The organism is Streptomyces sp. SS7 (assembly GCF_037993025.1).
Taxonomy (GTDB): Bacteria; Actinomycetota; Actinomycetes; order Streptomycetales; family Streptomycetaceae; genus Streptomyces.
In genome coordinates this window covers 2,012,562-2,035,897 of the sequence record NZ_CP141223.1, presented here as the reverse complement: position 1 = coordinate 2,035,897, position 23,336 = coordinate 2,012,562, and the positions used below count along the sequence as shown (strand labels likewise).

Below are 23,336 nucleotides of genomic sequence, written 5' to 3'. Positions count from 1 at the left end.
GCTCATTCCTCGGCGTCGGCGTTCCGGGCCGCCCACCGCCGCCGTACGCCGTCCTCGTGCTCGGCCTGCTCCAACGCCAGGTCGGCCCGGCCGAGCTCCTCTCGCAGACGGGGGATCCAGTGCCGTCGCAGGGCACGCACCCGGTGCCGGGTGCTCACCACCTCCGCGCCGACGAGCTCGGCGGCGGTCCGGGCAGCGGCGTACGCGGCGGCGGCCCGCACGGCACGCGCGTACGCCGCCTCGGCGTGCACCAGAGCCGTGTTGGCCGGGGCGGCTGCCACGGAGGCACGGGCAGGGACGGACACGGAGGCCGCCAGAGGGTGACGTACGCCCATGGAGGTGGTCCACTCGACCCTGACGTCGGCCGGAGGCATGCCTGCCGCAGCCGCGTCGAGGGCCTGTTCCCCGCTGAGGAGCAGCCCCCGCAGCAGCCAGCGCTCGGCCTCGGAGAGCAGATCGCGCCACGCACGGGCGGCCGTCGCCTCCGCGTCCGCCAGCCGCTCGTGCTCGGAGCGGAGGATGCGCAGCTTCTGCTCCAGGAGGTCGGCGCCGCGCTCGGCGACGTCGAGGCTGTGCCGCAGCCGCAGTCGTCCCGCCCTGCCGGGGGGCGTACCGCGGGTGCCGGTCATCGGGGCGTCTCCTCGTCCGGGGCGTCCCGCGCGCCGTGGGCGTCGAGGAGGCGGGCGGGAAGCATGGCGAGCTGACCGCGGGGCAGGGTGAGCAGGGTCCGCCAGCCGCGTTCCAGCGCGTCGTCGAGGTCGCGCCGCCCATCGCTGCGCTGGTGGACGAAGTCCCGCAGGAACGCCTCGTCGAAGTCCAGGTAGCGGCGGTCGGTGGGGCTCAGCGCCGCCTCGCCGACCAGATCCGCGAGGTCACGGATCTGTCGGGCGCGGGCCAGAGCGGCCAGCAACTGGGCCGCGACGTCGAGGTGGTCGTCGCGGGTACGGCCCGGACCGGCACCCTTGCGCATCAGCCGCGACAGGGAGGACAGCGCGTCCAGCGGCGGATACACACCCCGTGCGTGCACCGAGGACGAGAGCACGATCTGCCCCTCGGTGATGTAGCCGGTCAGATCGGGCACGGGATGGGTGATGTCACCCGCGGGCATGGTGAGCACGGGCAGCACGGTGACCGAGCCGGGTCGGCCCCGGACACGTCCGCAGCGCTCGTACAAGGAGGCCAGGTCGCTGTAGAGGTAGCCGGGGTAGGCACGGCGGGCGGGGATCTCCCCGCGGGCGGCGGAGACCTCGCGCAGGGCTTCGGCGTACGCCGTCATGTCGGTCATCACCACCAGGACGTGCCGTCCCTCGGTGAAGGCGAGGTGCTCGGCGACGGTGAGCGCGATCCGTGGGGTGAGGATCCGCTCGATCACCGGGTCGTCGGCGGTGTTGAGCAGCAGGACCAGCTCGCCCGCCGCGGACCGTTCCTCCAGGGCGTCGCGTGCGAAGGAGGCGTCGGCATGGGTGAGGCCCATGCCCGCGAAGACGACACTGAACGCCTCGCCCGCGGCGGTGGCCTGCGCGGCGATCTGGGCCGCCAGTTCCAGGTGCGGCAGGCCGGCCACCGAGAACACGGGCAGTTTCTGCCCCCGTACGAGGGGCGTCAGGGCGTCGATGGCGCCGACGCCGGTGAGCACGGGGTCGGACGGCGGCTCGCGTCGCACGGGATTGACGGGAGCGCCTCCGACCTCGGCGCTGCCGGAGCCGAGGACGGGTGGGCCGCCGTCGAGCGGCTCCCCCCGGCCGTTGCAGACCCGGCCGAGCCAGTCCGTGCCCACCGGGACGCGCAGCGGGCTGCCGGTGAAGGCCGCGCGGACGCCTTCCGGGTCCATGCCGGCGGTCCCCTCCAGCACCTGCACGACCGCCAGCTCGCGGTCGGCGTCCAGGACCACGCCGTGGCGGCGCTCGCCCGTGGCGAGGCTGATCAGCGCGAACTCGTCCCAGCCGACCCCCGCCACGCCCTCGACGACCGCGAGCGGCCCCCGCAGCTCACGCACCGCCGTGTACTCGACGCCGCCGGACGGACTCACGACCGCACCTCGCCCAGCCGGGCGAGCATGGCGTCGCGGCGCTGCGCCACGCCGTCGGCGTCGTGCGGGCCGGTGTCCTCCCGGGCGCGCAGCAGCGGACCGAAGTCGGTCTCCTCGACCGAGGACGCGGGGACACCGGAGTCCACCAGCGCACGGCAGCGGTCGGCGACCGCCAGCACGGCGTCGGCCAGGGCCGCGGTCTTCTCCGGGCCGCAGCACGCGTCCTGCTCCGACAGCGCGCTCTGCTGCAGCACCCCTTCCCTGACCAGGGTTCCCGCGAGCACACCGATCCGCTCCCGCGCGGGCAGGGCGGCGATGCCGATGAGGTCCACGAGGTCGGCCAGCCGGTCGGCTTCCGCGAGCACCGCGCCCACCCGCTCGCGGCGCCGTTCCCATCCCGGGTCACCCGCCGCCCGGTGCCCGGCGGCCAGAACCGGTACGTCGCGGGAGAACGACCCGGCCCAGGCCACCGCCGGGTAGTGACGGGCGTACGCGAGATCGCGGTCGAGGGTCCACAGACAGCGCACGAAGCGCTCGGTGTGCGCGGTCACCGGCTCGGTCAGGTCCCCGCCGGGCGGCGACACCGCCCCGATCACCGTCACCGAACCCCGGTCCCCGCCCAGCGTGGTCACGGCGGCGGCCCGCTCGTAGAAGGCTGCGATCGCCGAGGCCAGTCCGGCCGGATAGCCCTCCTCGGCGGGCAGCGCGCCGGTGCGGGAGGCGAACTCACGCAGCGCCTCGGCCCACCGGGAGGTCGAGTCGGCGATGACCACCACGTGCAGGCCCATGTCGCGGAAGTACTCGGCGACCGTGACCCCCGTGTACACGCTCGCCTCACGGGCCATCATCGGCATGTTGGAGGTGTTGGCGATCGTCACCGTGCGGTCCGCCAGACGCCCGCCCGTGCGTGGATCCCGGAGTTCCGCCAGCTCGGTGATGACGTCGGCCATCTCGTTGCCGCGCTCCCCACAGCCGACGTAGACGATGACGTCCGCGTCGCACCACTTGGCGATCTGCTGGAGCAGCATGGTCTTGCCCGTGCCGAACCCGCCGGGCACCGCCACCGTGCTGCCCCGGGTGACCGGGAAGAGCAGGTCGATCACCCGCTGTCCGGTGTTCAGGGCCTCGTGGCTGTCGACGCGCGCGCGTACCGGGCGGGGCCGGCGCACCGGCCACGGGGTGCCGACGGTGACCTCGGTGCCGCCCACCACCGCCGCCACCGCGTCCGCCGTCAGCTTCCCGGCATCGGAGATCCGCTCCACGGCGCCCCCGCAGCCGGGCGGTACCAGGACCTTCACCTTGACCGGTCCGGCGTCGTGGATCTCTCCGAGGGCCTGCCCTTCGGAGACTTCCACGCCCTGGGCCACCAACGGCGAGAAGGTCCAGGCGTGTCCCGCGCCCGTGATCCTCCGGGCGCCGGGCACCAGCCAGTCGCCGGCCCCGGACAACGGGCGCAGCAGCCCGTCGAAGACCCCTCCGAGCAGCTCGGGACCGAGTCGCACCGACAGGGGCTGTCCCTGCGGCGTCGCCGGCTGTCCGGGAGCGAGCCCGCCGGTGTACTCGTACGCCTGTACGGTGACCACGTCGCCGCTGATGGCCACGACCTCCCCGGGCAGCCCGGTGGGCCCGATCGAGACCAGGTCGAACATCGCGGTACCACCCGTGTACTCCACCTCGACCAGCGGCCCGGTGACACGCAGGATCCGGCAGCCGGTCGGTCGACTCGGCCCGGTGGGCTCGGTCATGGCTCCCACAGGCTCCGTACCTCCCCTCCCAGACGATCCAGGGCGTGCTGTGCCAGCGTGGGCAGCGACAGATCGACCCACCGTCCCGGGGCATGGGCCACCACACCCCCGCCGGGGTGTTCGGCCGTCTCGGCGCCAGGACCGAGGAGGTCCTGGGCCCGCCGCTCCAGCCGTTCCCGCACATCCGGGTAAGCGGGTGTCCCGCGCAGCTCACCGACCCGCTCGGCGATCTCCCGGTGCAGCTCGTCGTACGCCTCCCGGCGTGCGGCGAGCGTGCGGGATCTCGCCTCCCGGCGGGCCCTGACGAGGAGGTCACGGGCCGCCGCCGCGCCGTCCGCCTCCCCCTGCCGCCGTGCCTCTTCGAGCACCGCGCGGGCCTCGGCGTGGGCCCGGTCGAGCAGGGCAGCCGCCTCCCGCTCGGCGCGGGCCAGGACCGCGTCCGCGTCGGCGTGGGCGGCTCGCAGCAGTTCCGCCCGGACGGGGTCGAGGGCCACCGTCGCCGGGTCGGGGGCCGGGGGCGTCATGGCGGCATCACAGCGGTCAGTGGGCGGCCGCCCGTGGGCTCGCCCGTTTCCGCCAGCGCCTCGGTCGCGGCCGGGGTCAGGAGCACCAGGTCCACGTCCCCGGGCAGGGCCCGCCAGCATCGGCGTACCGCCTCGGGGGTGTCCGCGACCAGGACGACCGCACCGGCGAGGGCCAGGCCGGTCACCCGGGACCGCTCGCCGAGTGCGGCGACGCGTCCCACGGTCATGCCTTCCCGATCAGGATGACCGCGACGACCAGCCCGTAGATGGCGATGCCCTCGGCCAGGCCGACGATGACCATGGCCCGGCCGAAGAGTTCGGGCCGTTCGCTGAGCGCGGCGAGGGCGGCGGCACCGGTGTAGGCGACGGCGACGCCCGCCCCGATCGTCGCCCCGGCCACCGCGATCGCCGCGCCGATCAGGGCCGCGGAGCCCGACCCGGAGCCCTGGGCAGCCGTGGTGGCGGCCTGCGCGGATCCACCGCCGAACGCCAGGGTCAGCACCACGGTCGCGGCCGTCAGGAGGACGGCGTCGGCGGCGATCGTCCACCACAGAGCCCTGCGGCCGGCGCGCCGCACCATGAGCCGCACGGCGACGAATCCCGCCACTACCACGGGCAGGGCCAGGAACCAGGTGATCACGACTGCTCCTTCCTCATCGGGCCGGGGCCGGCGCTCACCCCGGCCGGGGCCGGCCCCGGGACGTGCTCGACGGGCAACCGCCAGGGTCTGAACGGGCGCCCCTCCCCCTCGAAGAGCCGGGAGAACAGTTCGTAGAACTCCAGGCGCAGCGCCTGCACACCGGCCACGAGTGCCTCCAGCGCGAAGGTCAGTGCGTTGCCCACGAGGAACACCAGCGACGCGCCGGCGATGCCGGCCGGGCCCCGGCCCGCGAGAGCCGTCGTGGCGTCCCAGACGATCGCCCCCAGCGCGGCGTGCGTGAGCCCGAAGGCCGCGAGGCGGGCGAAGGACACCACGTTGGAGCCGATCCTGACCACCGCGTCGAAGAGCTGGATCCCGGTCTGCACGGCACCGCTCGGACCCCCCGCCGTGGCCGTGTACAGCCCGGTGCCGGCCAGGGCCAGACCCGACACCGCGACCACGGCCCCCACGGCGGCGAACGCCCCCCGGCCGAGCCACACGGCCCCCGCGACGGCAGCCAGACCGAGGTAGATCGCCGCGCCCGCCACGCCGGTCGTCGCATACAGGGCCGCAACAGGTCCGCCCTCCCGCCACCGGTTCACGATCCCGGCGGCGTAGGCGGCGGCCAGCAGCACCGCACCGAGCCCGACCGCGGCGGCCAGCAGTCGCATCGGCTCCTTCAGCGGCTCCAGCCACAGCACGGGCAGCACCCCGGTCGGGCCGAAGAACTCGCCGTACGCCACCCCGGCGATCGTCGCGGCCAGTCCGGCCCCCGCGACGAACGGCCACAGCGGCCGCAGTGCCGCCGCCCGGCGCGGCCGGCCCGCGCGCAACAGGAGGGCCGCGCCGACCAGCAGCAGCCCGTGCCCGGCGTCGCCGAACATGAGGCCGAACATCACGACGTAGACGATCCCCGCGGGGAGCGTCGGGTCGACGTCGGCGTAGGGCACGGTTCCGTAGGTGCTGACCAGGGGGGTGAAGGCGCGTCGCACAGGCATGCCCGGTGGTGCGGGGCGGGCACCGGTCAGCAGGGTCGGCGGATCGACGCCACGCGGGGTCCGCAACGGCACCAGGGCTCCTCCGACTCCGGCGACGCGTGCCGCTGCGGTACCTACCTCCGTCTCGGGACACCACCCGGCCAGTGCGGCGACCTCGCCGTGCCGGACGGCGCTGCCGAGGCGTTCCTCCAGTTGCGCCTCACCCGCCAGCAGGTCCGTTCTCCCCTCACGTTCCAGCGCGTCCAGATCGGGAGGAGCCTCACCGAGGACCGCTCGCGCGGGCTCGGCCCGCAACCGCTGCAGACGCGTCGCCGCAGGTCCGCGGGCGTACGGACCGCCGTCCCCGGCCAGGTCGACCTCGACGCAGCCCGCCTCCGCGATGCGCACCAGGCTGTCCCGCAGCACCCGCTCGGGGGCCACGACCGCCACCCTGCGCATCCGGACCGGGACCGCCGCCTCAGCCCGGATCATCGGGCACCCCCACTGTCTGCCAGTCGGCCGGGCCGCCGCCCCGGGCGGCCAGTTCCAAGGCGCCACGCGTCCGCCACGCGTCGGCCGAGAGCAGGGCCACGGCCCCCACGACCGGCGCCGGCCCGAAGGAGGACCGGCGCAGCAGCTGCCGGCCGTCCTGTTCGACCGCGTCCCACCACCGCGCCTCCGCCCGCCACAGGTCAGCCGCCTCGTCCACCTCCTCCAGCAGCCGACGCGTCTCGGCGGGCAGTGCCTGCCGGAAGTCGGCGTACGACTGCGCCCCCACCGCTCGCGGGCCGAGCAGGCGGGCGGCCCGCCGGACGGAGACGTCCGGCAGTCGGCGCCCGACGACGAACACCTCGCGTCCGAACAGCAGAGCGAGCCGGGTCGCCGCCCAGCGCGCCGCGTCGGGAACGGTCGTCGCGAGGCGTACGGCGGCGGAGACCCGCATACCGGTGGCGACCGCGGCGGGGGAGTCGCCCCCGGGGTCACCCCAGTCGGAGGCCGCCAGCGCGGTGCGCAGCTCCGAGGGTGTGCGGGTGGGGGCGAGCCGGGTCCAGGCGATCGCCAGTGAGCCGACGCGGTAGGGCGGGGGATGGGCGCGTTCCGTGTCGGCCGTGATCTCGCGCAGGTGGTGCTCGGTGTTGGAGATCTCGAATCCCGCGGAGAGTGCCCGGACGGCCTGGGCGCCGACCGGCGGCTGCCAGCCGGCGAGGACCCGCAGGTGCCACAACAGCGCCGCCGAAACCGCCCGCTGGGCCTCGGCCGGTGCGGCACCAGGGCTGACGTCGTGCCGGTACGGCGTGGCAGCCAGCCGGCGCAGGGCGTCGTCGAGGCTCCGGGACGCGGCCACCTCCCCGATGCCTTCCGCGCCCAGGCATCTGGTGCGCAGCGCCCGTGCCCGGGTCACCCCGGCGACCCAGCCGGCGCCCATCAGGAACCCGCCTCCCTCGACGGCGGCGGTTCTCGCTGCTCGGTGATGTCGTGCAGCACCAGCGCGAGGGCCCGCTCGGTCAGCGCGGGTGTCCGGCTCCCGGCCCGGGTGCGGACCGCGACCGCCTCGCGGTCCGCCGCGGCGAGCAGTTCCGCGGCCTCGCTCCGGGCGGCACGCAGTGACAGCCCGGCGGCCCGCCCCCGCGCCCGGCGGGCTTTCTCATGTGCCCCGGCCACGATCCCCGCGGCCAGGACCTCGGCCTCCTGCCGGCGCGCCGCGGCGGCGGCGTCGGCCCGCTCGCGCACGCTCCGGGCCTCCGCCTCCGCCTGTTCGAGCAGGGTCAGGGGCGGGAGGAGTTCCGCGCGCAGTTCGGCGGAACGGTCTGCGGGGACACCACCGGGAGCCGCCCGGCCGGGCGACGCCACCGGTCGGAACCGTGTCAGGAAGTCCCGGAATCCCGTCATGAACTCACCTCGAGCGGCCCAGTCCCCCCAACCCAGTGTCCTTGGTGGGCGAGGACGTGTCGCGTCGCACCTGGCCCACCCTCGCACGAGCGGGCCGAGGGGCCCGGAGGCCGCGCGTGTCGAACGATGCGAGACTGAGCCCGTAGGCGGACGGCATCCCCAGGAGGCAGCCGTGAGCGACTTCGAGAACCGCTCCGCGGAGAAGGAAGCCCGCCGCAGCGAGCCGGGCCGCCCCTGGAAACCCCAGGAGGAACTGCGGCAGGACGCGCTGCGCCGGTACCTCGCGGCCGTCGCGGGAGCCGCGTCGGCACGCGGCACCGGAACGCCCGAACCCACCGCGGAGGAGGCGCAGTCCGGACGGCCGGCCCCGGCCACCCGGACACCGTCCGTGCCGCGCGTGCGGGACGTCATGCAGGTGCCGACGGCCTCGGTCCCCGGCGACATGCCTTTCCTCGACGTGGCGCACACGCTCGCCCGTGAGCAGGTCAACGCCCTGCCGGTGGTCGACGCCGACGACCATGTGATCGGGGTCGTGTCGGAGTCGGATCTGTTGGCGAAGGCCGCCGTGATGGCGGAACCGCACCGGCACGGCCCCGTCGGCAGACTGTGGCGTCACCGCCTCTACGACAGGAGCCACGGGGACACGGCGGCCACGCTGATGACCTTCCCCCCGGTCACCGTCCATCCGTCGGAGCGCGTGTCGGACGCGGCGTGGACGGCAGCCCACGCGCGGTTGAAGCGGCTGCCCGTGACCGACCGTCACGGCCGGCTCGTCGGCGCGGTCAGCCGACAGGATCTGCTGCGCGCCCTGATCCGCGACGACACCGAGATCCAGGCGGAGGTCGAGTCCCTGGTCGGGCGGCAGCTGGGGGACCCGCGGGCCGTCGTGGTGTCGGTGAGGAACGGGGTGGTGACGTTGACGGGGCGGCTGGAGAAGGAGGCCATGGCCGAACTGCTGGCGTCCGTCGGGGAGATCGACGACGTGGTCGAGGTGGTCGACGCCATCGTGGTCGTGTGAGCCGGGCGCGGGCAGTACGGGCCTTGTCGAGGTGCCCTCACGGGGCGAGGCAGAGGTGCCCTCACGGGGCGAGGGAGAAGTAGTTCTCCTCCTCCTGGGTGAAGTGCAGCCGCAGGACGGTGTTCAGCCCGTAGAGGCAGGAGCGCAGGTCGTCGAGTTGATCGCGGGCCAGGCCCCCGTCGGCGCGCGCCAGTTCGAGATGGGTGGCGATCCGGCGCGAGAGGCGTTCGATCTCGGTGTGGGCGCGGCTCATGGTGGCGGTGGCCTCGGGACCGCCGAGAGTGGGGGCGAGCGCGGGATAGAGCTCGTGTTCCTCGGCGTACTCGTGGGGCAGCAGCCGCTCGACGAGCAGACGGTGGGTCTCCTCCACGGCGGTGAGCGCCGTGGGGCCGGGCTCGTCGGAGAGCCGATCGGCCGCGTCGCGTACGGCGTCGAGGACGTCCTGAAGGTCGTGGTGCTCGTCGGCGAAGCGGTGGATGAGCGCTTCGGCGGCGGGGGTGACGGCCGGGCGCGTGGCCTGGTCGACGCGCAGGGCGCGCAGGGCGTTGAGGATGACGGCGACGTCGATCCCCTCCTGGAGCAGCGCGCCGACGGCGGGAGGCAGCAGGCCGACCGCCGCCACGGCCATGGCGACCAACGACATCAGCATGCCGCCCAGGGCGCTCTGGACGGCGATACGGCGGGCGCGCTGGGCGATGGTGACGGCGTCGGCGAGGCGGTCGACGCGGTCCGTGGTCAGGACGATGTCGGCGGCCTCGGAAGAGGCGGTGGAACCGTGCGCGCCCATGGCGACACCGACGTCGGCGGCGGCCAGGGCGGGCGCGTCGTTGACGCCGTCGCCGACCATCACGGTGACGGCGTGCTCGCGTTCGGCGCGCACGGCGGCGACCTTGTCGGCCGGGCTGAGCTCTGCGCGCACGTCGTCCAGACCGAGGACGGCGGCGACCTCCCGGGCGGGCGCGGCCCGGTCGCCGGTGAGCATCAGCAGCCGGCGGATGCCGGCCGTGCGCAGATGACGCAGGGTGCGCGGGGCGTCGGGGCGCAGGGGGTCGCGCAGCAGGACCGCGCCGGCCGGCTCTCCGTCGAGGGTGAGCCAGGCGACGGCCGCGCCGTCGAGGAGGGCGCGGTTGTCGACCGCCCTGGCCCAGGCGGGCCGTGCGGTGCCGGTGTCGAGGCGGCCGACGGACACCCTGCGCCCGTCCACGGTGCCGGTGGGGCCCCGCCCGGGTTCCTCGGTGACGTCCGTCGGGGCTGTCAGCCGCAGTCCGCGCTCTCTGGCGGTGTCGACGACGGCCTGTGCCAGGACGTGGGGCGAGTACTGGTCGAGCGAGGCCGCCAGACGCAGGACCTCCGCGGGCTTGAGGCCCGGGGCGGCGCTGACGTCGAGGACGCGCGGGCGGCCTCGGGTGAGGGTGCCGGTCTTGTCGAGCAGCAGCGTGCGGGCGCGGCCCAGGTTCTCCAGTGCGCCCCCGTCACGGACGACCACGCCGAGACGGGAGGCACGGGAGAGACCGGAGACGATCGCGACCGGGGCCGCCAGCAGCAGCGGACAGGGGGTGGCGACGACCAGGACGGCGACCGCCCGCACGGCGGAGCCGCTGATCAGCCAGGCCAGTCCGGCGACGACGAGAGAGAGGGGAAGGAACCAGGCGGCGTAGCGGTCCGCCAGCCGTACGACGGGCGCGGACTCGGCCCCGGCCTGCTGGGCCAGGCGCACGATCTGTGCGTAGGTGCTGTCGCCCTCGGTGGCGGTGGCGCGCAGTTCGAAGGCACCGCCGGTGTTGACGACGCCGCTGCGCACCGCCTCGCCCCGGGGCCGCTCGACCTGGACCGGCTCGCCGGTGAGTACCGACTCGTCGAGAACGGCGGCGGCGCTCTCCACTCGGCCGTCGACGGGAACGACCTCCCCGGGACGGACGACGAGCAGGTCGTCCACGACGACCTGCTCCAGCGGCACCGTGACCACTCCGGAGTCCGTGCGCCGGTGTGCCGAGCGCGGCGCGTGCGCGAGCAGGGCTCGAAGATCGTGCGAGGCGCGCCGCTGAGCCGCGGCCTCCAGCGTCCGCCCGGTGGCGAGCATCAGCGCGATCAGGGCCCCTGCCAGATACTCGCCCACGGCCAGGGTCCCGCCGAGCGCCAGTACGGCGATCAGGTCCACGCCCGCCTGTCCGCGCCGCAGCGCTGCCAGCACCCACCACAGCGCGGGGACGACGGCGGCCACGGTCCCCAGGGCCCAGAGCAGGTCAGCGAGGTCCGGGGCGTCAGCCAGCCAAGCGATGCCGCCGCCCGTGAGAGCGGCCGCCGTGACGGCCAGGAGCAGCGGTTCGAGCCGTCGGGACACGAACGAGCTGATCAGGTGGTGCAGTGGCGCTCTGCGAGTGGAGTGGTCCATGGCTCACCTCGGTCGATCCGGCACGGTGACCGCCGGACCGGGCTCTTCCCATCCCACCGCGGCACGCGGCCTTGGCGGAAGGGGACGTCCGGCCCTGCTTCCGGGCCGGACGGTGAGGGGCTCGACGGAGCCTCACCGTAGGAGCCGTTCGGCTCTCTCAGCGCCCGCCCGGTGACGCGCGGGCAAGCAGGAAGTCGGCGCTGTCGGACAGCGTGGTGAGCCGGGGTGTGTCCTCGTCGTCGATGCGGACGCCGGACCGTTCACTGAGGATCTCGACGAAACCCAGGAAGTCGAGGGAGTCCATCTCCAGCACGTCGCGGAACACCTCGTCGGGTCCCAGGGCGGCCACGTCGGCGCCGGGGACGACACGGGAGATCGACTCCCTGACCATGTCGAGTGCTTCGGTTCGGTTCAGGCTCACAGCTGCTCCGGGTTCTGCAGGAATCGCGTGACGACGGTGAGATAGCGGGCCCCGACGGCGCCGTCCGTCGCCCGGTGGTCGGCCGAGAGGGTCGCCGTGACGACGGGCCGGACGCCGAGCAGGCCGCCCACGGCGCACGGCCGTTCGACGACCCGGCCGAAGCCGACGAGGGCCACCTGCGGCGGGTAGATCACGCCGAAGACGCTTTCGACCCCCTGATCCCCGAGGTTGGTGACCGTGATCGTGGCGTCGGACACCTCCGGCCCGCGCAGCCTGCCCGTGCGGGCCCGGGTGACCACGTCCTTCAGGGCGGCCATCATCTGCGGGAGCGCGAGCCTGTCGGCGTCGCGCAGCGTGGGGGCGACGAGTCCTCCGCCGCGCAGCGACACGGCCACACCGAGGTGAACCCCCTCACCGGCCGTGAAGCGGTCGTCGGTCCAGGAACCGTTGAGCTCGGGGACCTCCCGGGCGGCCAGCGCCGCCGCCTTCAGCAACAGGGCGGCCGGCAGGAGTCGCTCGCCGACCGGGCTGCGCCTGTTGCGCTCGTGCAGCCATTCCGTCGCGGCGGCCATGTCGACGGTGGTGGAGAGGTAGTAGTGGGGGATGTCCCGGTTGGCGCGGCTCATCAGGCCGGCGATCGCCCGGCGCATGGCCGTCGCCCGCTCCTCGGTCCGCGGGGAGACGGCAGGCTGTCCGGCGGGAGGACGCGCTTGCACATCAGGAGGTGGGGTGGGTGCCGCCGGACCGTGCGCCGCCCGGCGCACGTCCGCGGCACGGACCGCTGAGCCCTTGCCCGTCCCGGCCACCGTGGCCAGGTCGACGCCGAGTTCGGTGGCGAGGCGCCGGGCGAGCGGGGTGACCCGCGGGCGCGGAGGCCGGGCGGTGGAGCGGGCGGCCGCCGCCTTCTCGACGTCGGTCCGGGTGAGGCGTCCTCCGGGGCCGGAGCCGCGCAACGTCCGCAGATCGACGCCGCTGTGCTCCGCGAGGTGCCGGACCAGGGGCCCCGCTTCGACATGGTCGCGTGGCCGGTCGGTGGCAGGTGCGGCGGCCTGGACCGCGGGTGGGGGCACGGGCTCGGGTGGAGGCGGTGCGGCCTTGGCCGACCCGGCCTGCTCGCCCTTCTTCCGCGCGCGGCGAGCCGGCCGCCTCCCGGGTGTCCCGGCTCCGTCCCTGCCCGGCGTCGCGATCACCGCGAGCGGTGTACCCACCGGCACCGTCGCACCCGGATCGACCAGCAGCTCCGCCAGGGTCCCGGTCTCGAAGCACTCCACCTCGATCGTCGACTTCGCGGTCTCGACCACCGCGACCGGATCGCCCCTGTGGACGGGATCCCCCGGCTGCACCAGCCATTCCAGCAGGGTGCCCTCGTCCATGTCGGCGCCGAGGGACGGCATGGTGAACTCGGCCATGGTCAGTCCACCGCCCGGTGCGCCGCCGCCACGATGCCGGTGGTCTGCGGCAGCGCGGCCTCCTCCAGCTGCCGGGCGTACGGGATCGGTACCTCCGCACTGCACACCCGCTCGACGGGTGCGTCCAGTTCGTAGAAGGCGTCCTCCGCGATCCGGGCGGACACCTCGGCGGCCAGGCTCGCGGTCCGCCAGGCCTCGTCGACGACCACGGCGCGGTGGGTGCGGCCCACGCTGGCGGTGACGGTCGCGATGTCGAGGGGCCGGAGGGTGCGCAGGTCGATCACCTCGGCGTCGATGCCCTCGGCGGCCAGCACGTCTGCTGCCGCGAGCACCTTGGACAGCGAACCCCCGTACGTGATCAGGGAGACGTCGGTTCCGCGTCGGCGGATCGCGGCACGGTCCAGGTCCGCCGGTCCGGCCGACGGCGGTAGTTCGCCGGAGACGTTGTAGAGGCTGCCGTGCTCGAAGACCACCACCGGATCGGGGTCGGCAAGTGCGGGGGCCAGCATGTGGCGGGCGTCCTCCAGAGTGGCGGGGGCGAGGACGCGGATGCCGGGGATGTGCGCGTACCAGCCCTCCAGGCTGTGCGAGTGCTGCGCCGCGAGCTGGCGTCCGGCGCCCGTGGTCATGCGGATGACCAGCGGGACCGCCAGCTGGCCGCCCGACATGTGCAGCAGGGTGGCGGCGTTGTTGAGGATCTGGTCGAGGGCGAGCAGGCTGAAGTTGACGGTCATGATCTCGACGATCGGGCGCATCCCGGCCAGGGCGGCGCCGATGCCGGCCCCCACGAACGCCGACTCCGACAGCGGGGTGTCGCGGACGCGCTCGGGGCCGAACTCCTCCAGCAGCCCGAGGCTGACACCGAAGCAGCCGCCGTACCGGCCCACGTCCTCGCCCATGAGGAAAACCCGCTCGTCGGTGTCCAAGGCCTCCCGCAGCGCCTCGCGCAGGGCCTCCCGGTAAGTCGTCGTCGCGGCCTTCGTGCCGGTGCCCATGCTCAGCTCACCGCCTCCGCCGGAGCGCTGGTGACATGCCGGAGCAGGGTCCCGACCGGCTCCAGCGGTGCCTGTTCGGCCGCCTCGACGGCGCGGTCGATCTCGGCGGTGATCCGCCGCTCGATCCGGGCGACGTCCTTGTCGACCGGCGCACCGCTCTCGCGCAGGCGGTCCATGAGCAGGGTGATCGGGTCACGGGACTTCCACCGCTCGATCTCCGCCTTGTCGCGGTAGCGGTCGGGGTCGTACATCGAGTGGGCGCGGAAGCGGTAGGTGCGCAGTTCGAGGAAGTGCGGGCCGGTGCCGGTCCGGATGCCCTCGACGGCCCGGCGGGCGGCCTGTTCGACCGCCTCGACGTCCATGCCGTCCACGGACCAGGCGACCATGCCGTACGAGGTGGCCCGCATCGCCAGATCCGTCTGCGCCTGGTGGCGCTCCAGAGCCGTACCCATGGCGTAGAGGTTGTTCTCGCAGACGAACAGCAGAGGCAGGTTCCACAGGGCCGCGAGGTTCGCCGTCTCGTGGAACTCCCCCTCGGCGAACGCGCCGTCGCCGAAGAAGCAACAGGTGACGCGGTTCTGGCCGCGCATACGGTCGGCGAGCGCCAGGCCGGCGGCGAGGGGGAGCCCCCCGGCGACGATGGCGTTGCCGCCGTAGAAGCGCCGACCGGCGTCGAACAGGTGCATGGACCCGCCCCGGCCGCCGCTGCAGCCGGTCGCCCTGCCGTACATCTCGGCCATGACCGCCTCCGCGGTGATGCCGCGCGCCAGGGCATGACCGTGTTCGCGATAGGTGGCCACGACCGCGTCCTCGGGCGTGAGGGCCTCGTTGACGCCGACGGCGACGGCCTCCTCGCCGATGTAGAGGTGGACGAAGCCGCGGATCTTCGTGGCGCTGTACAGCTCGACGCACCGCTCCTCGAAGCGCCGGATGCGCAGCATCTCCTCCAGCAGGTCGCGGCGGTGCCCAGTGCCCGCAGCGGGCTGGGCCTGCACGGCTTTCGCGGCTTTTTTCGCGCCTTTGCGCGGGGGGGACTTCCGGGTGCGGGATGGGTGGGCGACGCTCATTCGGATCCCTCCAGAGTGGACAGGTCGCCCGTGGGCAGGCCGAGTTCGCGGGCACGCAGCAGCCGACGCATCACTTTTCCGCTGCGGGTCTTGGGCAGGTTCTCGTCGAACGCGATCTCTCTGGGGGCGACGGCGGGACCCAGCTTGCGGCGGCCGAAGCCCAGCAGCTCCCGCGCCAGGTCCGGCGTCGGCTCCACCCCGGGGCGCAGGGACACGAACGCCTTGACCACGTTCCCGGCGACCGGGTCCGGCCGTCCGATCACCCCGGCCTCGGCCACCAGGGGATGTTCCATGAGCGCGCTCTCCACCTCGAACGGGCCGATGAGATGCCCCGCTGACTTGATCACGTCGTCGGCGCGCCCCACGAACCAGTACCAGCCGTCGGCGTCCCGGCGCACCAGATCGCCGGTGAGGTACCAGCCGTCCGTGAACGCCTCGTCGTAGCGCTCCTTGTCGTGCAGATAGCCGCGGAACATCGACGGCCAGCCCGGGCGCAGCGCCAACTCGCCCTCGACGTCGGGGTTTCGAACTTCCGTCACCTTGCCGTCGGTGACCAGGGCCCTGCCGTCCTCGCCCTGCTCCAGCACGGTCGCCTCCACGCCCGGCAGCGGCCGGCCCATCGAGCCCGGCCGGATCTCGCAGGCCGCGAAGTTCGCGATCATGATGCAACCGGTCTCCGTCTGCCACCAGTTGTCGTGCACCGGCAGCCCCAGCACGTCCCGGCCCCAGACGACGGCCTCCGGGTTGAGGGGCTCGCCGACGGAGGCGATGAAGCGCAGGGCCGACAGGTCGTGCGAGCGCGGCAGGTCGTAGGGTCCCTGGCGCGGTGTGGCGCGCATCAGCATGCGCAGCGCCGTGGGGGCCGTGTACCAGACCGTGACCTGCTGTTCGCCCAGGATCCGGTACCAGCGCCGGGCGTCGTAGTCGCCCTCGTCGACGACCACCGTCACCCCGTGCACGAGCGGGGCGATGACGCCGTACGACATGCCGGTGACCCATCCGGGGTCGGCAGTGCACCAGTACACGTCCTCGGGGTGCAGGTCGAGCGCGTACGCGGCGGTGGCGTAGTGGGCGACGACCGCCTCGTGGACGTGGACCGCACCCTTGGGGGTGCCGGTGGTGCCGCTGGTGAAGTGCAGCAGGGCCATGTCGTCGGGGGACGTCGGCGGAAGGGCGAAGGTGTCGGGGACGGCGGACATCAGGTCGTCGAAGGACGCGCTGCCGGGCAGATCCGCGGCGCCGGGGCCGACGATCAGCACGTGCTCCAGGCCGGGCAGCGACGCGCGCCGCTCGGCGACCTTGCGACGGTACAGGGTGGCGCTGGTGACCAGGACCCGCGCGTCCCCGAGACGCAGCCGCTGCTCCACCGGGTCGGGGCCGAACGCCGAGAAGAGCGGGCACAGGACGCTGGTGTTCTTCAGCGTGCCCAGCACCGTCGTGTACAGCTCGGGGCACCGGCCGAGCAGGGTGAACACCCGGTCCCCGTGGCCGACGCCGAGCGACCTCAGGACGTTCGCGAAGCGGGCGCTACGGCGGGCCAGTTCGGCGTACGTGACGGTGGAGACGGTGTCGTCGCGGGCCACGCACCTCAGCGCGGCCTTCTCCGCCTGACCCGATGCCGCGTGCCGGTCGACCGCCTCGTGGGCGATGTTGAGGCCCCCGCCGGGCAGTCCGGCCAGTTCGGCGCGCACCCCCGACCAGGTGAAGTCGGCGCGAGCCCGGTCGTAGTCGGAGAGCCGGGGCGGGACGACGGGATGGTCGTCCTTGCGGATGGTGTCCCGGTGCATCGGTGCTCCTCCCGGCACTGCCCCGCTCTCCGGGGTCGCCGAGCCCTCGGGTCAGCGGTGCAGTACGACCTTGAGGGCGCCCGTGGTGGTGCCGTGGGCGAACGCCTCGTAGGCGTCCTCCATCCGGTCCAGCGGCAAGGTGTGGGTGACCAGCCCGGAGACGGGCAGGTCGCCGTACCGCACCAGCCCCAGCAGCCACGGCGTGGAGGTCGTGTCGACCTGGCCGGTGCTGATGGTCACGTTCTTGCGCCAGAGGGATTCGAGATGCAGCGTGACCGGCCTGCCGTGCACCCCGATGTTGGCGATGTGGCCGCCCGTACGGACGGCGCGGGTGCTCAGCATGAAGCCGTCGGGTTCGCCGGACGCCTCGATGACGACGTCGGCTCCCGGACCCTCGGCCAGACCGGCGATCACCTTCCCGGGCGGCACAGTGGCGTCGCCCCCGACACGGGCGGCGGCTTCGAGCCGCGCGGCGGACGGGTCCACCACCACGATCCGGCGCGGCGAGTAGAGCCGCGCGATGATCACGCAGGCGAGTCCGACGGGTCCCGCGCCCACCACGACGACGGTGTCGCCCGGCCCCACGTGGCCATTGCGTACGCCGACCTCGTAGGCGGTCGGCAGGACGTCGGAGAGCAGGACCGCCTCGTCGAGCGGAACGCTCTGGGGCCGTCGGTGGGTGGAGTGGTCGGCGAAGGGTACCCGCACCAGCTCGGCCTGGGTGCCGTGCACCTGGTTGCCCAGGATCCACCCGCCGCCCCCGCTGCACTGTCCGGGGGTGGCGTCGCGGCACTCGTGGCAGCGGCCGCAGGCCGAGACGGCCGACACGATGACCTCGTTGCCGGGACGCAGGTGCTGGATGTCGCGTCCCACCTCCACGACCTCGCCGACGGCCTCGTGGCCGAGGACGGTGCCGGGTTTCACCTCGGGGAGGTCGCCCCCCAGGATGCGCAGGTCGCTGCCGCATACGGTGGTGGCGTCGACGCGGACGATCACATCGGTCGCCTCCTCGATCACGGGATCGGGGACGGTGTCCCAGGAACTCTGTCCCGGGCCGTGATAGACGAGCGCTCGCACGGTACTCACTCCCTCGCTCCCCCCACTCAACGGTCACTCCGGCCGGGCGACCGGGCAACCGGGGCCTACGCCCAACGGGCTTCCCGGACGGCTGCCGTCACGGCCGGGGAGAGGCCGGTCGGTCGGCGCGGCCGGGTCGGCGACCACGCGGCGGAGGCCGACGTGCCCGTCCGGGCGGAGGGCCGGCAGCGGACCGCGGCCGGGGCTGTCGGCGGGACGGGGGACGGTGTCCTGAGGACACGTACGAGCAGCGGCTGGACTCCGGGGCGGCCCGGCAGCCCGTGCCTGCAGCCGTCGGGGAGGCCCGCCGACGCTCACGGCCGCGTCCGGCGGACTTTCACCGGACGGCTTGCCTGACCTTGCGCCTCGCCCGCGACGGCTGCCTGGCCACGGCCCCGCTCAGTCATGGGGGACGACCGCCACGGGGCAGCGTCCGTGATGGAGGGCCGCCTGGGCGACGGGGCCCAGGTGCGGTGCCACCCGGTGCCGGTGTGCGCGTCGGCCGACGACCAGCAGCGCGGCGCCTTCGGCGGCCTGGACGACGGCCTCGGCGGGGCTCGCCAGACGGATACTGACGGCCACATCCACCTGGGGGTACTTCTCCTGCCACGGACGTAGTGCCCTGCTCAGCTCCTTCTGCGCCGCCCCGGTCATCTCCTCGGTGACCTCGTGGTCCGCGCCCCAGGGCGTGCGCGCGTGGAGCGGGACGCTGCGCCCGTGCACGGCGAGCAGCGCCACGCCCCGGGCCGCCGCGGTGTGGAAGGCGAAGTCGAGCAACTCCTCACCGGCGTCCCGCAGTTGCAACGCCACGACCACGCCGGCCGCGGCCACGGGGGGTGGTCCCTCTGCCGCCGACTCCGCCCGGACCAGCACCACCGGCCGCTCGGCCCGCGCCACGACCGGCATACTGACGTCGCCCATGAAGTAGCTCTCGACGGACTCCAGCCCCCGGGAGCCGAGCACCAGCATCTCGGACTCGGACGCGGCCCTGATCAGGGCCTTCTGGGCGTCCTCGGCGACGAGGTTCCCGACGACGACCAGGGCCGGGTGGTGGGCCCGCAGTTCCGCCTGAGCGGTGTGCACCAGACGCTTCGCCCAGTAGTTCTGGTCGACCTCGGCGGCGACGCGGGGCGGTTCGGGTGCCAGCAGCGGCCATGCGTGCAGCAGCCGCAGTGTCAGCCCCCGTCTCTCAGCCTCGTCGGCGGCCCAGCGGGCGGCGGCGAGGCTCTCGGGTGAGCCGTCGAGGCCCACGGTGATCGCCGGTTGCATGGCGTCGGCCTCCGTCTCGTACGAAGCTGGAGATGACGGTGCACGAGTCCGTCGGCGTACCGGTCCCGGCGTTGCCGACCTGCCGAGCGCGGTGCGTTCCCGCTCTTCGAGAAGTACCCCAATCCCCTCCGCCGCGCATGTGGACCAGGGCGGACGAGTCCGGAGAACGCGTTACTCCTGCCCTCCCGGGGCCGGAAACCGGTCCGCCAGGGACCTTCGGCCCATGACCCGGGACCGCCGGTGGCCGAGACTGGATCAGGAGTGGGGGATCAGCCGGCGACCCGCTGGAGGCCGACCCATGAACACGCAGGGATCGCCGAACGCATCCGGTCAGCCCTCGCCGCGCGGCGAGCACGTGTCGGCACGCGTGAATCCGCTCAGGCGTCCGTCCGACAGGTTCGAGTGGTGGTTCCGCCGCCTGCTGATGATCCTCCTCGTCCTGGGGCTGCCGGTGGTCGCCTACAGCGCGGGGACGGCGGCTCACGAGGCGTCGATGCGCACCGTCCGGGCCCAGGTGGCGGAACGGCACCGGGTCACCGCCCGGCTGACCGAGGACGTTCGGCGCGAAAAGAACAGCTTGGTGAAACAGCCGGCGCAGGTCCGCTGGACCGACGGCGGCGGCGTCGTGCGGACCGGAGCGGTCCTGGTGAAGCCCGGGACGGCCAAGGGCACCGCCGTACGGGTGTGGGTGGACGGGAACGGAACCGTCACCGGCCCGCCGGCGAGTGCGCTCAACGCGACGACCAACGGTTGGCTGATGGGCGTGGCGGCGGCGCTCGGCGTGGCCTACGGGACTTACGGGCTCTGGGTGGGCACGCGTCTGCTGCTCGACCGTCGAAGGTACGCACAGTGGGACGCCGAGTGGGAGCGGGCGGAGCCGCTGTGGTCCGCGCGCTTCCGCCGGTGACGACCGGGCAGCCGGACACACGTCGCGCGTACTGAGGAGGTGCAGCGATGTCGGACGTGACGACCACGGATCTCTACGAGGTCACGATGGCCATGTCCTACCTGCGGGAGGGGATGACCGCCCCCGCCACGTTCAGCCTGTTCGTCCGTGACCTGCCTCCTGAGCGCGGCTTCCTGGTCGCGGCCGGACTGGAGTCCGCCCTGGACCACCTCTCCGGCTTCCGCGTCGGACCCTCGGACGTGGAGACCTTCGCTTCCGCGCTGCACCGGCCCCCCCAGGACCTGGAGGCCCTCCTGGGCCTGCAGTTCACCGGCCGGGTGCGGGCGGTACCGGAAGGGCGGGTCGTGTTCGCGGGTGAGCCCCTGCTGGAGGTGACGGCACCCCTTCCGCAGGCACAGCTGGTGGAGACGTACGTGCTCGACCTGCTCAGCCACCAGACGACGATCGCCTCGAAGGCCGCGCGCTGTGTGCTCGCCGCAGCCGGGCACCCGGTCGTCGACTTCTCCCTGCGGCGCACCCACGGCCCACAAGCCGGATTCCAGGCCGCCCGCCTCGGCGCACTGGCCGGTTTCGCCGGCACCAGCAACGTGGCTGCGGCCACCGGTCTGGGCATACCCGCTGTCGGCACCATGGCCCATTCCTATGTGGAGGCGTTCCCTTCCGAGGACGAGGCGTTCCGCGCCTTCGCCCGCTCACACCCCGGCCCCTTGACCCTGCTGGTGGACACCTACGACACCGAGAGAGGCGTCCGTGTCGCGGCAGATGTTCTGCGGGACCTGGGACGCGGGCCGGGCTGCGCCGTACGGCTGGACAGCGGCGACCTCGCAGACCTCGCTGCACGCGCACGGTCGATCCTCGACGCAGCGGGCCTGCCCGGGGTGCGGATCGTCGCCAGCGGCGGTCTCGACGAGTACGCCGTGGACGATCTGGTGCGCTCCGGGGCACCGATCGACACCTACGCCGTCGGCACGCGCGTCGGGGTGTCGGCCGACGCCCCGTATCTGGACTCCGCCTACAAGATGGTGGAGTACGACGGCCGCCCGGTGATGAAACTGTCGTCGGCGAAGGTGACGGCGCCCGGTCCCAAACAGGTGTATCGCCGTCCCGGATGCACGGACGTGATCGCTCTCGCCGACGAGCGGCCTCCCTCGAGCGCCGTAGCACTGCTGACGACGGTGATGGAGGACGGTCGGCGTACGGGCGGCAGCTCCACACTGGACGAGTGCCGGGCGAGATGCGCCGCGGACCTGGGCGCTCTGCCCGCCGCGGCCCGCCGGATCCGGGCGCCGCTCGCGCCCCGGGCCGCTGCCTCGGCGCGGCTGAACGCACTCACCGCCCGCGTGCGGCACAGCATCGAGGAGCAACTCGCGCCCCATCGGACGGTACCGGCATGAGGAGGAAAGTTATGCCGCACACGTTGGAGTGGAAGGTCCGTCTCGACCTCTTCGAGGACGGCGACGGAACGACGAAGGCCCGTCTGGTGCTGGACACCGGTACCACGGAGCTCACCGGTCATGGGGACGCCCACTGCCATCCGGCTGACGCCGACGTCCCGGAGATCGGTGACGAACTGGCGGCAGGCCGTGCCCTGAACGACCTGGCCCACCAGCTCCTGCACGCCGCCGAGCGCGACATCGAGGGAATGGGGACGCCCCGGCCGCACGCGCGTGAGAACGCCGCGTGGTCGCTGTGAACCCGCAGCAAGAACCCACCGAGGAGGGAACCCCCATGACACACCCCGCACGACACAGCAGCGGTGCGCTTCCCGCCGCCCTGCGTGAGCTGGACGACCTCCGCACCAGGGTGGACCAGCTGATGCACGCCGCCTTCACCGGCGGCGGATGGCCCGCGTTCGGCGGGACCGAGCCCTGGGCGCCCATGGCCGACATCGAGGACGCGGAGGACGCCTACCTGGTGGAGCTGGAGCTGCCCGGCATGGACAAGGACCAGATCACCGTGGAGGTCTCCGAGGGCGAGCTCGACGTCCACGGCGAGGTCAAGCAGCGGGAGCGTACCGGAGCGGTCCGCAGGCACACCCGCCGCATCGGCCAGTTCGACTATCGCGCGACACTGCCGCCGAACGCCGACACCGACCACATCAGCGCGGAACTGAGCAACGGCGTCCTGACGGTCAGGGTCCCCAAGACCGAGAAGGGGCAGACGCAGCGCATCGAGATCAGCGGCTGAGCCCCGATCCCCCGACACGACGCACCGCATCATCGTGAGAGAGGCGGCCACCATGCGAGCTCACCTCGGCGACCAACTCGTCATCGAGAGCACGAAGTCCGACGCCACCCGGCGCGACGGGGAGATCGTGGGCCTCCACCACACGGACGGCACCCCGCCGTACGACGTGCGCTGGTCGGACACCGACGAGGTGACGCTCGTGTTCCCGGGCCCCGACGCGCACATCCGCCACCTGGAGCACGGACACCCCGGGACAGCTCACGAGCCCGTCTCCCCGGCCCAGCCGGCGGCCGGTGCGGCCGACCCCGGCGACATCGGCCGGCGGGTGGCCGCCGAACGCCGCAGACAGGGGCTCGGCCGCGAGGAGACGGCCCGCCGCGCACGCATGTCGCCCGGCTACCTGGCGTATGTGGAGGAGCACCCCGCCGACCCGGGCGCGGCGGCTCTCATCCGGCTCGCCGACGCCCTGGGGACGACCGCCGCCGCCCTGCGCGGAGGAGGAGCAGACCTGCCGCCGGGCCAGGGCCACGCGCTGCTGCATCCGCGGCTTCGCGACCTGGGCCCGGACGAGTGCCGTGCCCTGCTGTCCACCCACGGCGTGGGACGTATCGCCCTGTCCGCGCCCGACGGCCGCCCGGCGGCCGTCCCGGTCAACTACGAGGTCCTCGATGACACCATCGCCTTCCGGACCGCCCCCGACTCGCTGCCGGCGGCGGCTGTCGGCACGGAGGTCGCCTTCGAGGTCGACCACGTGGACGAAGCCCTGAGCCAGGGCTGGAGCGTGCTCGCCGTCGGCACCGCGAGCGTCGTCACCGAACCCGACGCGGTGCGCGAGCTCACCGAGCGGGCGCACACCACGCCCTGGCCGGGCGGGGAACGCGAGATGTGGGTGTGCATCCGCCCCACGAGCCTCACCGGTCGCCGGATCACCCCAGCAGATCGATAGGAGACCGGCCCGAGCCGCCTGCGCGAGGGAGCCTGCAGTGAACCCGCGAGCACCGT

General features: G+C 73.8%; 23 protein-coding genes. 6 read left to right on the top strand and 17 right to left on the bottom strand.

Annotation, left to right across the window (positions count from 1 at the left end; all coding sequences use genetic code 11):
- Nucleotides 1-2 precede the first annotated feature (2 nt).
- Genes U5640_RS09110 through U5640_RS09070 form a run of 9 tightly spaced genes read right to left on the bottom strand, consistent with a single transcriptional unit; the run spans nucleotide 3 to nucleotide 7,805 of the window.
- Entirely contained in the window at nucleotides 3-629 is a 627-nt protein-coding gene (locus U5640_RS09110; protein WP_340375283.1) for a V-type ATP synthase subunit D, read from the bottom strand.
- The gene (locus U5640_RS09105) at nucleotides 626-2,029 is read right to left on the bottom strand and encodes a V-type ATP synthase subunit B (protein WP_340375282.1); all 1,404 of its coding nucleotides are present in this window, start codon (nucleotides 2,027-2,029) and stop codon (nucleotides 626-628) included. The genes U5640_RS09110 and U5640_RS09105 overlap by 4 nt, the downstream gene beginning before the upstream one ends.
- On the bottom strand, nucleotides 2,026-3,774 hold the full coding sequence (locus U5640_RS09100) for a V-type ATP synthase subunit A (protein WP_340375281.1): 1,749 nt from the start codon (nucleotides 3,772-3,774) through the stop codon (nucleotides 2,026-2,028). Before U5640_RS09100 ends, U5640_RS09105 begins: the two co-directional genes overlap by 4 nt.
- Complete coding sequence (locus U5640_RS09095) at nucleotides 3,771-4,298, bottom strand: V-type ATP synthase subunit E family protein (RefSeq protein ID WP_340375280.1); 528 nt, start codon at nucleotides 4,296-4,298, stop codon at nucleotides 3,771-3,773. The genes U5640_RS09100 and U5640_RS09095 overlap by 4 nt, the downstream gene beginning before the upstream one ends.
- Nucleotides 4,295-4,525, bottom strand: coding sequence for a hypothetical protein (locus tag U5640_RS09090; RefSeq protein WP_340375279.1), 231 nt, complete (start codon nucleotides 4,523-4,525; stop codon nucleotides 4,295-4,297). Before U5640_RS09090 ends, U5640_RS09095 begins: the two co-directional genes overlap by 4 nt.
- The gene (locus U5640_RS09085; protein ID WP_340375278.1) at nucleotides 4,522-4,938 is read right to left on the bottom strand and encodes an ATP synthase subunit C; all 417 of its coding nucleotides are present in this window, start codon (nucleotides 4,936-4,938) and stop codon (nucleotides 4,522-4,524) included. The genes U5640_RS09090 and U5640_RS09085 overlap by 4 nt, the downstream gene beginning before the upstream one ends.
- Complete coding sequence (locus U5640_RS09080; protein ID WP_340375277.1) at nucleotides 4,935-6,407, bottom strand: V-type ATPase 116kDa subunit family protein; 1,473 nt, start codon at nucleotides 6,405-6,407, stop codon at nucleotides 4,935-4,937. Before U5640_RS09080 ends, U5640_RS09085 begins: the two co-directional genes overlap by 4 nt.
- Nucleotides 6,394-7,341 (bottom strand): V-type ATPase subunit, encoded by a 948-nt coding sequence (locus U5640_RS09075; protein ID WP_340375276.1) that lies wholly within the window; start codon nucleotides 7,339-7,341, stop codon nucleotides 6,394-6,396. Before U5640_RS09075 ends, U5640_RS09080 begins: the two co-directional genes overlap by 14 nt.
- Nucleotides 7,341-7,805 carry a hypothetical protein gene (locus U5640_RS09070; RefSeq protein ID WP_340375275.1) on the bottom strand — a complete coding sequence of 155 codons (465 nt, stop codon included), beginning with the start codon at nucleotides 7,803-7,805 and terminating at the stop codon, nucleotides 7,341-7,343. Before U5640_RS09070 ends, U5640_RS09075 begins: the two co-directional genes overlap by 1 nt.
- Before the next feature lie 172 nt (nucleotides 7,806-7,977).
- On the opposite strand from U5640_RS09070, the gene U5640_RS09065 reads away from it, so the two are divergent.
- The gene (locus U5640_RS09065) at nucleotides 7,978-8,823 is read left to right on the top strand and encodes a CBS domain-containing protein (RefSeq protein WP_340375274.1); all 846 of its coding nucleotides are present in this window, start codon (nucleotides 7,978-7,980) and stop codon (nucleotides 8,821-8,823) included.
- A 61-nt stretch (nucleotides 8,824-8,884) separates the two neighbouring features.
- Here U5640_RS09065 and U5640_RS09060 read toward each other — a convergent pair whose 3' ends face one another.
- The 8 genes from U5640_RS09060 to U5640_RS09025 form a co-directional block, all read right to left on the bottom strand.
- Nucleotides 8,885-11,215, bottom strand: coding sequence for a heavy metal translocating P-type ATPase (locus U5640_RS09060; protein WP_340375273.1), 2,331 nt, complete (start codon nucleotides 11,213-11,215; stop codon nucleotides 8,885-8,887).
- A 157-nt stretch (nucleotides 11,216-11,372) separates the two neighbouring features.
- Entirely contained in the window at nucleotides 11,373-11,636 is a 264-nt protein-coding gene (locus U5640_RS09055) for an acyl carrier protein (protein WP_340375272.1), read from the bottom strand.
- Nucleotides 11,633-13,045 (bottom strand): 2-oxo acid dehydrogenase subunit E2, encoded by a 1,413-nt coding sequence (locus tag U5640_RS09050; RefSeq protein WP_340375271.1) that lies wholly within the window; start codon nucleotides 13,043-13,045, stop codon nucleotides 11,633-11,635. The genes U5640_RS09055 and U5640_RS09050 overlap by 4 nt, the downstream gene beginning before the upstream one ends.
- A gap of 2 nt (nucleotides 13,046-13,047) precedes the next feature.
- On the bottom strand, nucleotides 13,048-14,040 hold the full coding sequence (locus tag U5640_RS09045) for an alpha-ketoacid dehydrogenase subunit beta (protein ID WP_340375270.1): 993 nt from the start codon (nucleotides 14,038-14,040) through the stop codon (nucleotides 13,048-13,050).
- Between the two features lie 2 nt (nucleotides 14,041-14,042).
- On the bottom strand, nucleotides 14,043-15,107 hold the full coding sequence (pdhA, locus tag U5640_RS09040) for a pyruvate dehydrogenase (acetyl-transferring) E1 component subunit alpha (RefSeq protein ID WP_340375269.1): 1,065 nt from the start codon (nucleotides 15,105-15,107) through the stop codon (nucleotides 14,043-14,045).
- Nucleotides 15,104-16,894: an acetate--CoA ligase gene (acsA, locus tag U5640_RS09035; protein ID WP_340375268.1), complete on the bottom strand. Its 1,791-nt coding sequence runs from the start codon at nucleotides 16,892-16,894 to the stop codon at nucleotides 15,104-15,106. The genes pdhA and acsA overlap by 4 nt, the downstream gene beginning before the upstream one ends.
- Nucleotides 16,895-16,945: 51 nt before the next feature.
- Nucleotides 16,946-17,971 (bottom strand): alcohol dehydrogenase catalytic domain-containing protein, encoded by a 1,026-nt coding sequence (locus U5640_RS09030; protein WP_340385018.1) that lies wholly within the window; start codon nucleotides 17,969-17,971, stop codon nucleotides 16,946-16,948.
- 399 nt (nucleotides 17,972-18,370) lie between these two features.
- The gene (locus U5640_RS09025) at nucleotides 18,371-19,240 is read right to left on the bottom strand and encodes a universal stress protein (protein WP_340375267.1); all 870 of its coding nucleotides are present in this window, start codon (nucleotides 19,238-19,240) and stop codon (nucleotides 18,371-18,373) included.
- Nucleotides 19,241-19,538: 298 nt separating this feature from the next.
- On the opposite strand from U5640_RS09025, the gene U5640_RS09020 reads away from it, so the two are divergent.
- Genes U5640_RS09020 through U5640_RS09000 form a run of 5 tightly spaced genes read left to right on the top strand, consistent with a single transcriptional unit; the run spans nucleotide 19,539 to nucleotide 23,280 of the window.
- Nucleotides 19,539-20,147: a hypothetical protein gene (locus U5640_RS09020; RefSeq protein WP_340375266.1), complete on the top strand. Its 609-nt coding sequence runs from the start codon at nucleotides 19,539-19,541 to the stop codon at nucleotides 20,145-20,147.
- A 47-nt stretch (nucleotides 20,148-20,194) separates the two neighbouring features.
- Nucleotides 20,195-21,541, top strand: coding sequence for a nicotinate phosphoribosyltransferase (locus tag U5640_RS09015; RefSeq protein ID WP_340375265.1), 1,347 nt, complete (start codon nucleotides 20,195-20,197; stop codon nucleotides 21,539-21,541).
- 11 nt (nucleotides 21,542-21,552) lie between these two features.
- Nucleotides 21,553-21,840 (top strand): DUF1876 domain-containing protein, encoded by a 288-nt coding sequence (locus tag U5640_RS09010; RefSeq protein ID WP_340375264.1) that lies wholly within the window; start codon nucleotides 21,553-21,555, stop codon nucleotides 21,838-21,840.
- 35 nt (nucleotides 21,841-21,875) lie between these two features.
- Nucleotides 21,876-22,334 carry an Hsp20/alpha crystallin family protein gene (locus U5640_RS09005; protein ID WP_340375263.1) on the top strand — a complete coding sequence of 153 codons (459 nt, stop codon included), beginning with the start codon at nucleotides 21,876-21,878 and terminating at the stop codon, nucleotides 22,332-22,334.
- Between the two features lie 52 nt (nucleotides 22,335-22,386).
- Nucleotides 22,387-23,280, top strand: coding sequence for a pyridoxamine 5'-phosphate oxidase family protein (locus U5640_RS09000; protein WP_340375262.1), 894 nt, complete (start codon nucleotides 22,387-22,389; stop codon nucleotides 23,278-23,280).
- Nucleotides 23,281-23,336: the final 56 nt, after the last annotated feature.

Excerpts from the sequence above, each read along its gene's own strand:
- U5640_RS09110 (WP_340375283.1), bottom strand. The coding sequence starts at position 629 with ATGACCGGCACCCGCGGTACGCCCCCCGGCAGGGCGGGACGACTGCGG.
- U5640_RS09100 (WP_340375281.1), bottom strand. The coding sequence starts at position 3,774 with ATGACCGAGCCCACCGGGCCGAGTCGACCGACCGGCTGCCGGATCCTG.
- U5640_RS09095 (WP_340375280.1), bottom strand. The coding sequence starts at position 4,298 with ATGACGCCCCCGGCCCCCGACCCGGCGACGGTGGCCCTCGACCCCGTC.
- U5640_RS09090 (WP_340375279.1), bottom strand. The coding sequence starts at position 4,525 with ATGACCGTGGGACGCGTCGCCGCACTCGGCGAGCGGTCCCGGGTGACC.
- U5640_RS09080 (WP_340375277.1), bottom strand. The coding sequence starts at position 6,407 with ATGATCCGGGCTGAGGCGGCGGTCCCGGTCCGGATGCGCAGGGTGGCG.
- U5640_RS09075 (WP_340375276.1), bottom strand. The coding sequence starts at position 7,341 with ATGGGCGCCGGCTGGGTCGCCGGGGTGACCCGGGCACGGGCGCTGCGC.
- U5640_RS09070 (WP_340375275.1), bottom strand. The coding sequence starts at position 7,805 with ATGACGGGATTCCGGGACTTCCTGACACGGTTCCGACCGGTGGCGTCG.
- U5640_RS09060 (WP_340375273.1), bottom strand. The coding sequence starts at position 11,215 with ATGGACCACTCCACTCGCAGAGCGCCACTGCACCACCTGATCAGCTCG.
- U5640_RS09050 (WP_340375271.1), bottom strand. The coding sequence starts at position 13,045 with ATGGCCGAGTTCACCATGCCGTCCCTCGGCGCCGACATGGACGAGGGC.
- U5640_RS09045 (WP_340375270.1), bottom strand. The coding sequence starts at position 14,040 with ATGGGCACCGGCACGAAGGCCGCGACGACGACTTACCGGGAGGCCCTG.
- pdhA (WP_340375269.1), bottom strand. The coding sequence starts at position 15,107 with ATGAGCGTCGCCCACCCATCCCGCACCCGGAAGTCCCCCCCGCGCAAA.
- acsA (WP_340375268.1), bottom strand. The coding sequence starts at position 16,894 with ATGCACCGGGACACCATCCGCAAGGACGACCATCCCGTCGTCCCGCCC.
- U5640_RS09025 (WP_340375267.1), bottom strand. The coding sequence starts at position 19,240 with ATGCAACCGGCGATCACCGTGGGCCTCGACGGCTCACCCGAGAGCCTC.
- U5640_RS09020 (WP_340375266.1), top strand. The coding sequence starts at position 19,539 with ATGAACACGCAGGGATCGCCGAACGCATCCGGTCAGCCCTCGCCGCGC.
- U5640_RS09015 (WP_340375265.1), top strand. The coding sequence starts at position 20,195 with ATGTCGGACGTGACGACCACGGATCTCTACGAGGTCACGATGGCCATG.
- U5640_RS09010 (WP_340375264.1), top strand. The coding sequence starts at position 21,553 with ATGCCGCACACGTTGGAGTGGAAGGTCCGTCTCGACCTCTTCGAGGAC.
- U5640_RS09005 (WP_340375263.1), top strand. The coding sequence starts at position 21,876 with ATGACACACCCCGCACGACACAGCAGCGGTGCGCTTCCCGCCGCCCTG.
- U5640_RS09000 (WP_340375262.1), top strand. The coding sequence starts at position 22,387 with ATGCGAGCTCACCTCGGCGACCAACTCGTCATCGAGAGCACGAAGTCC.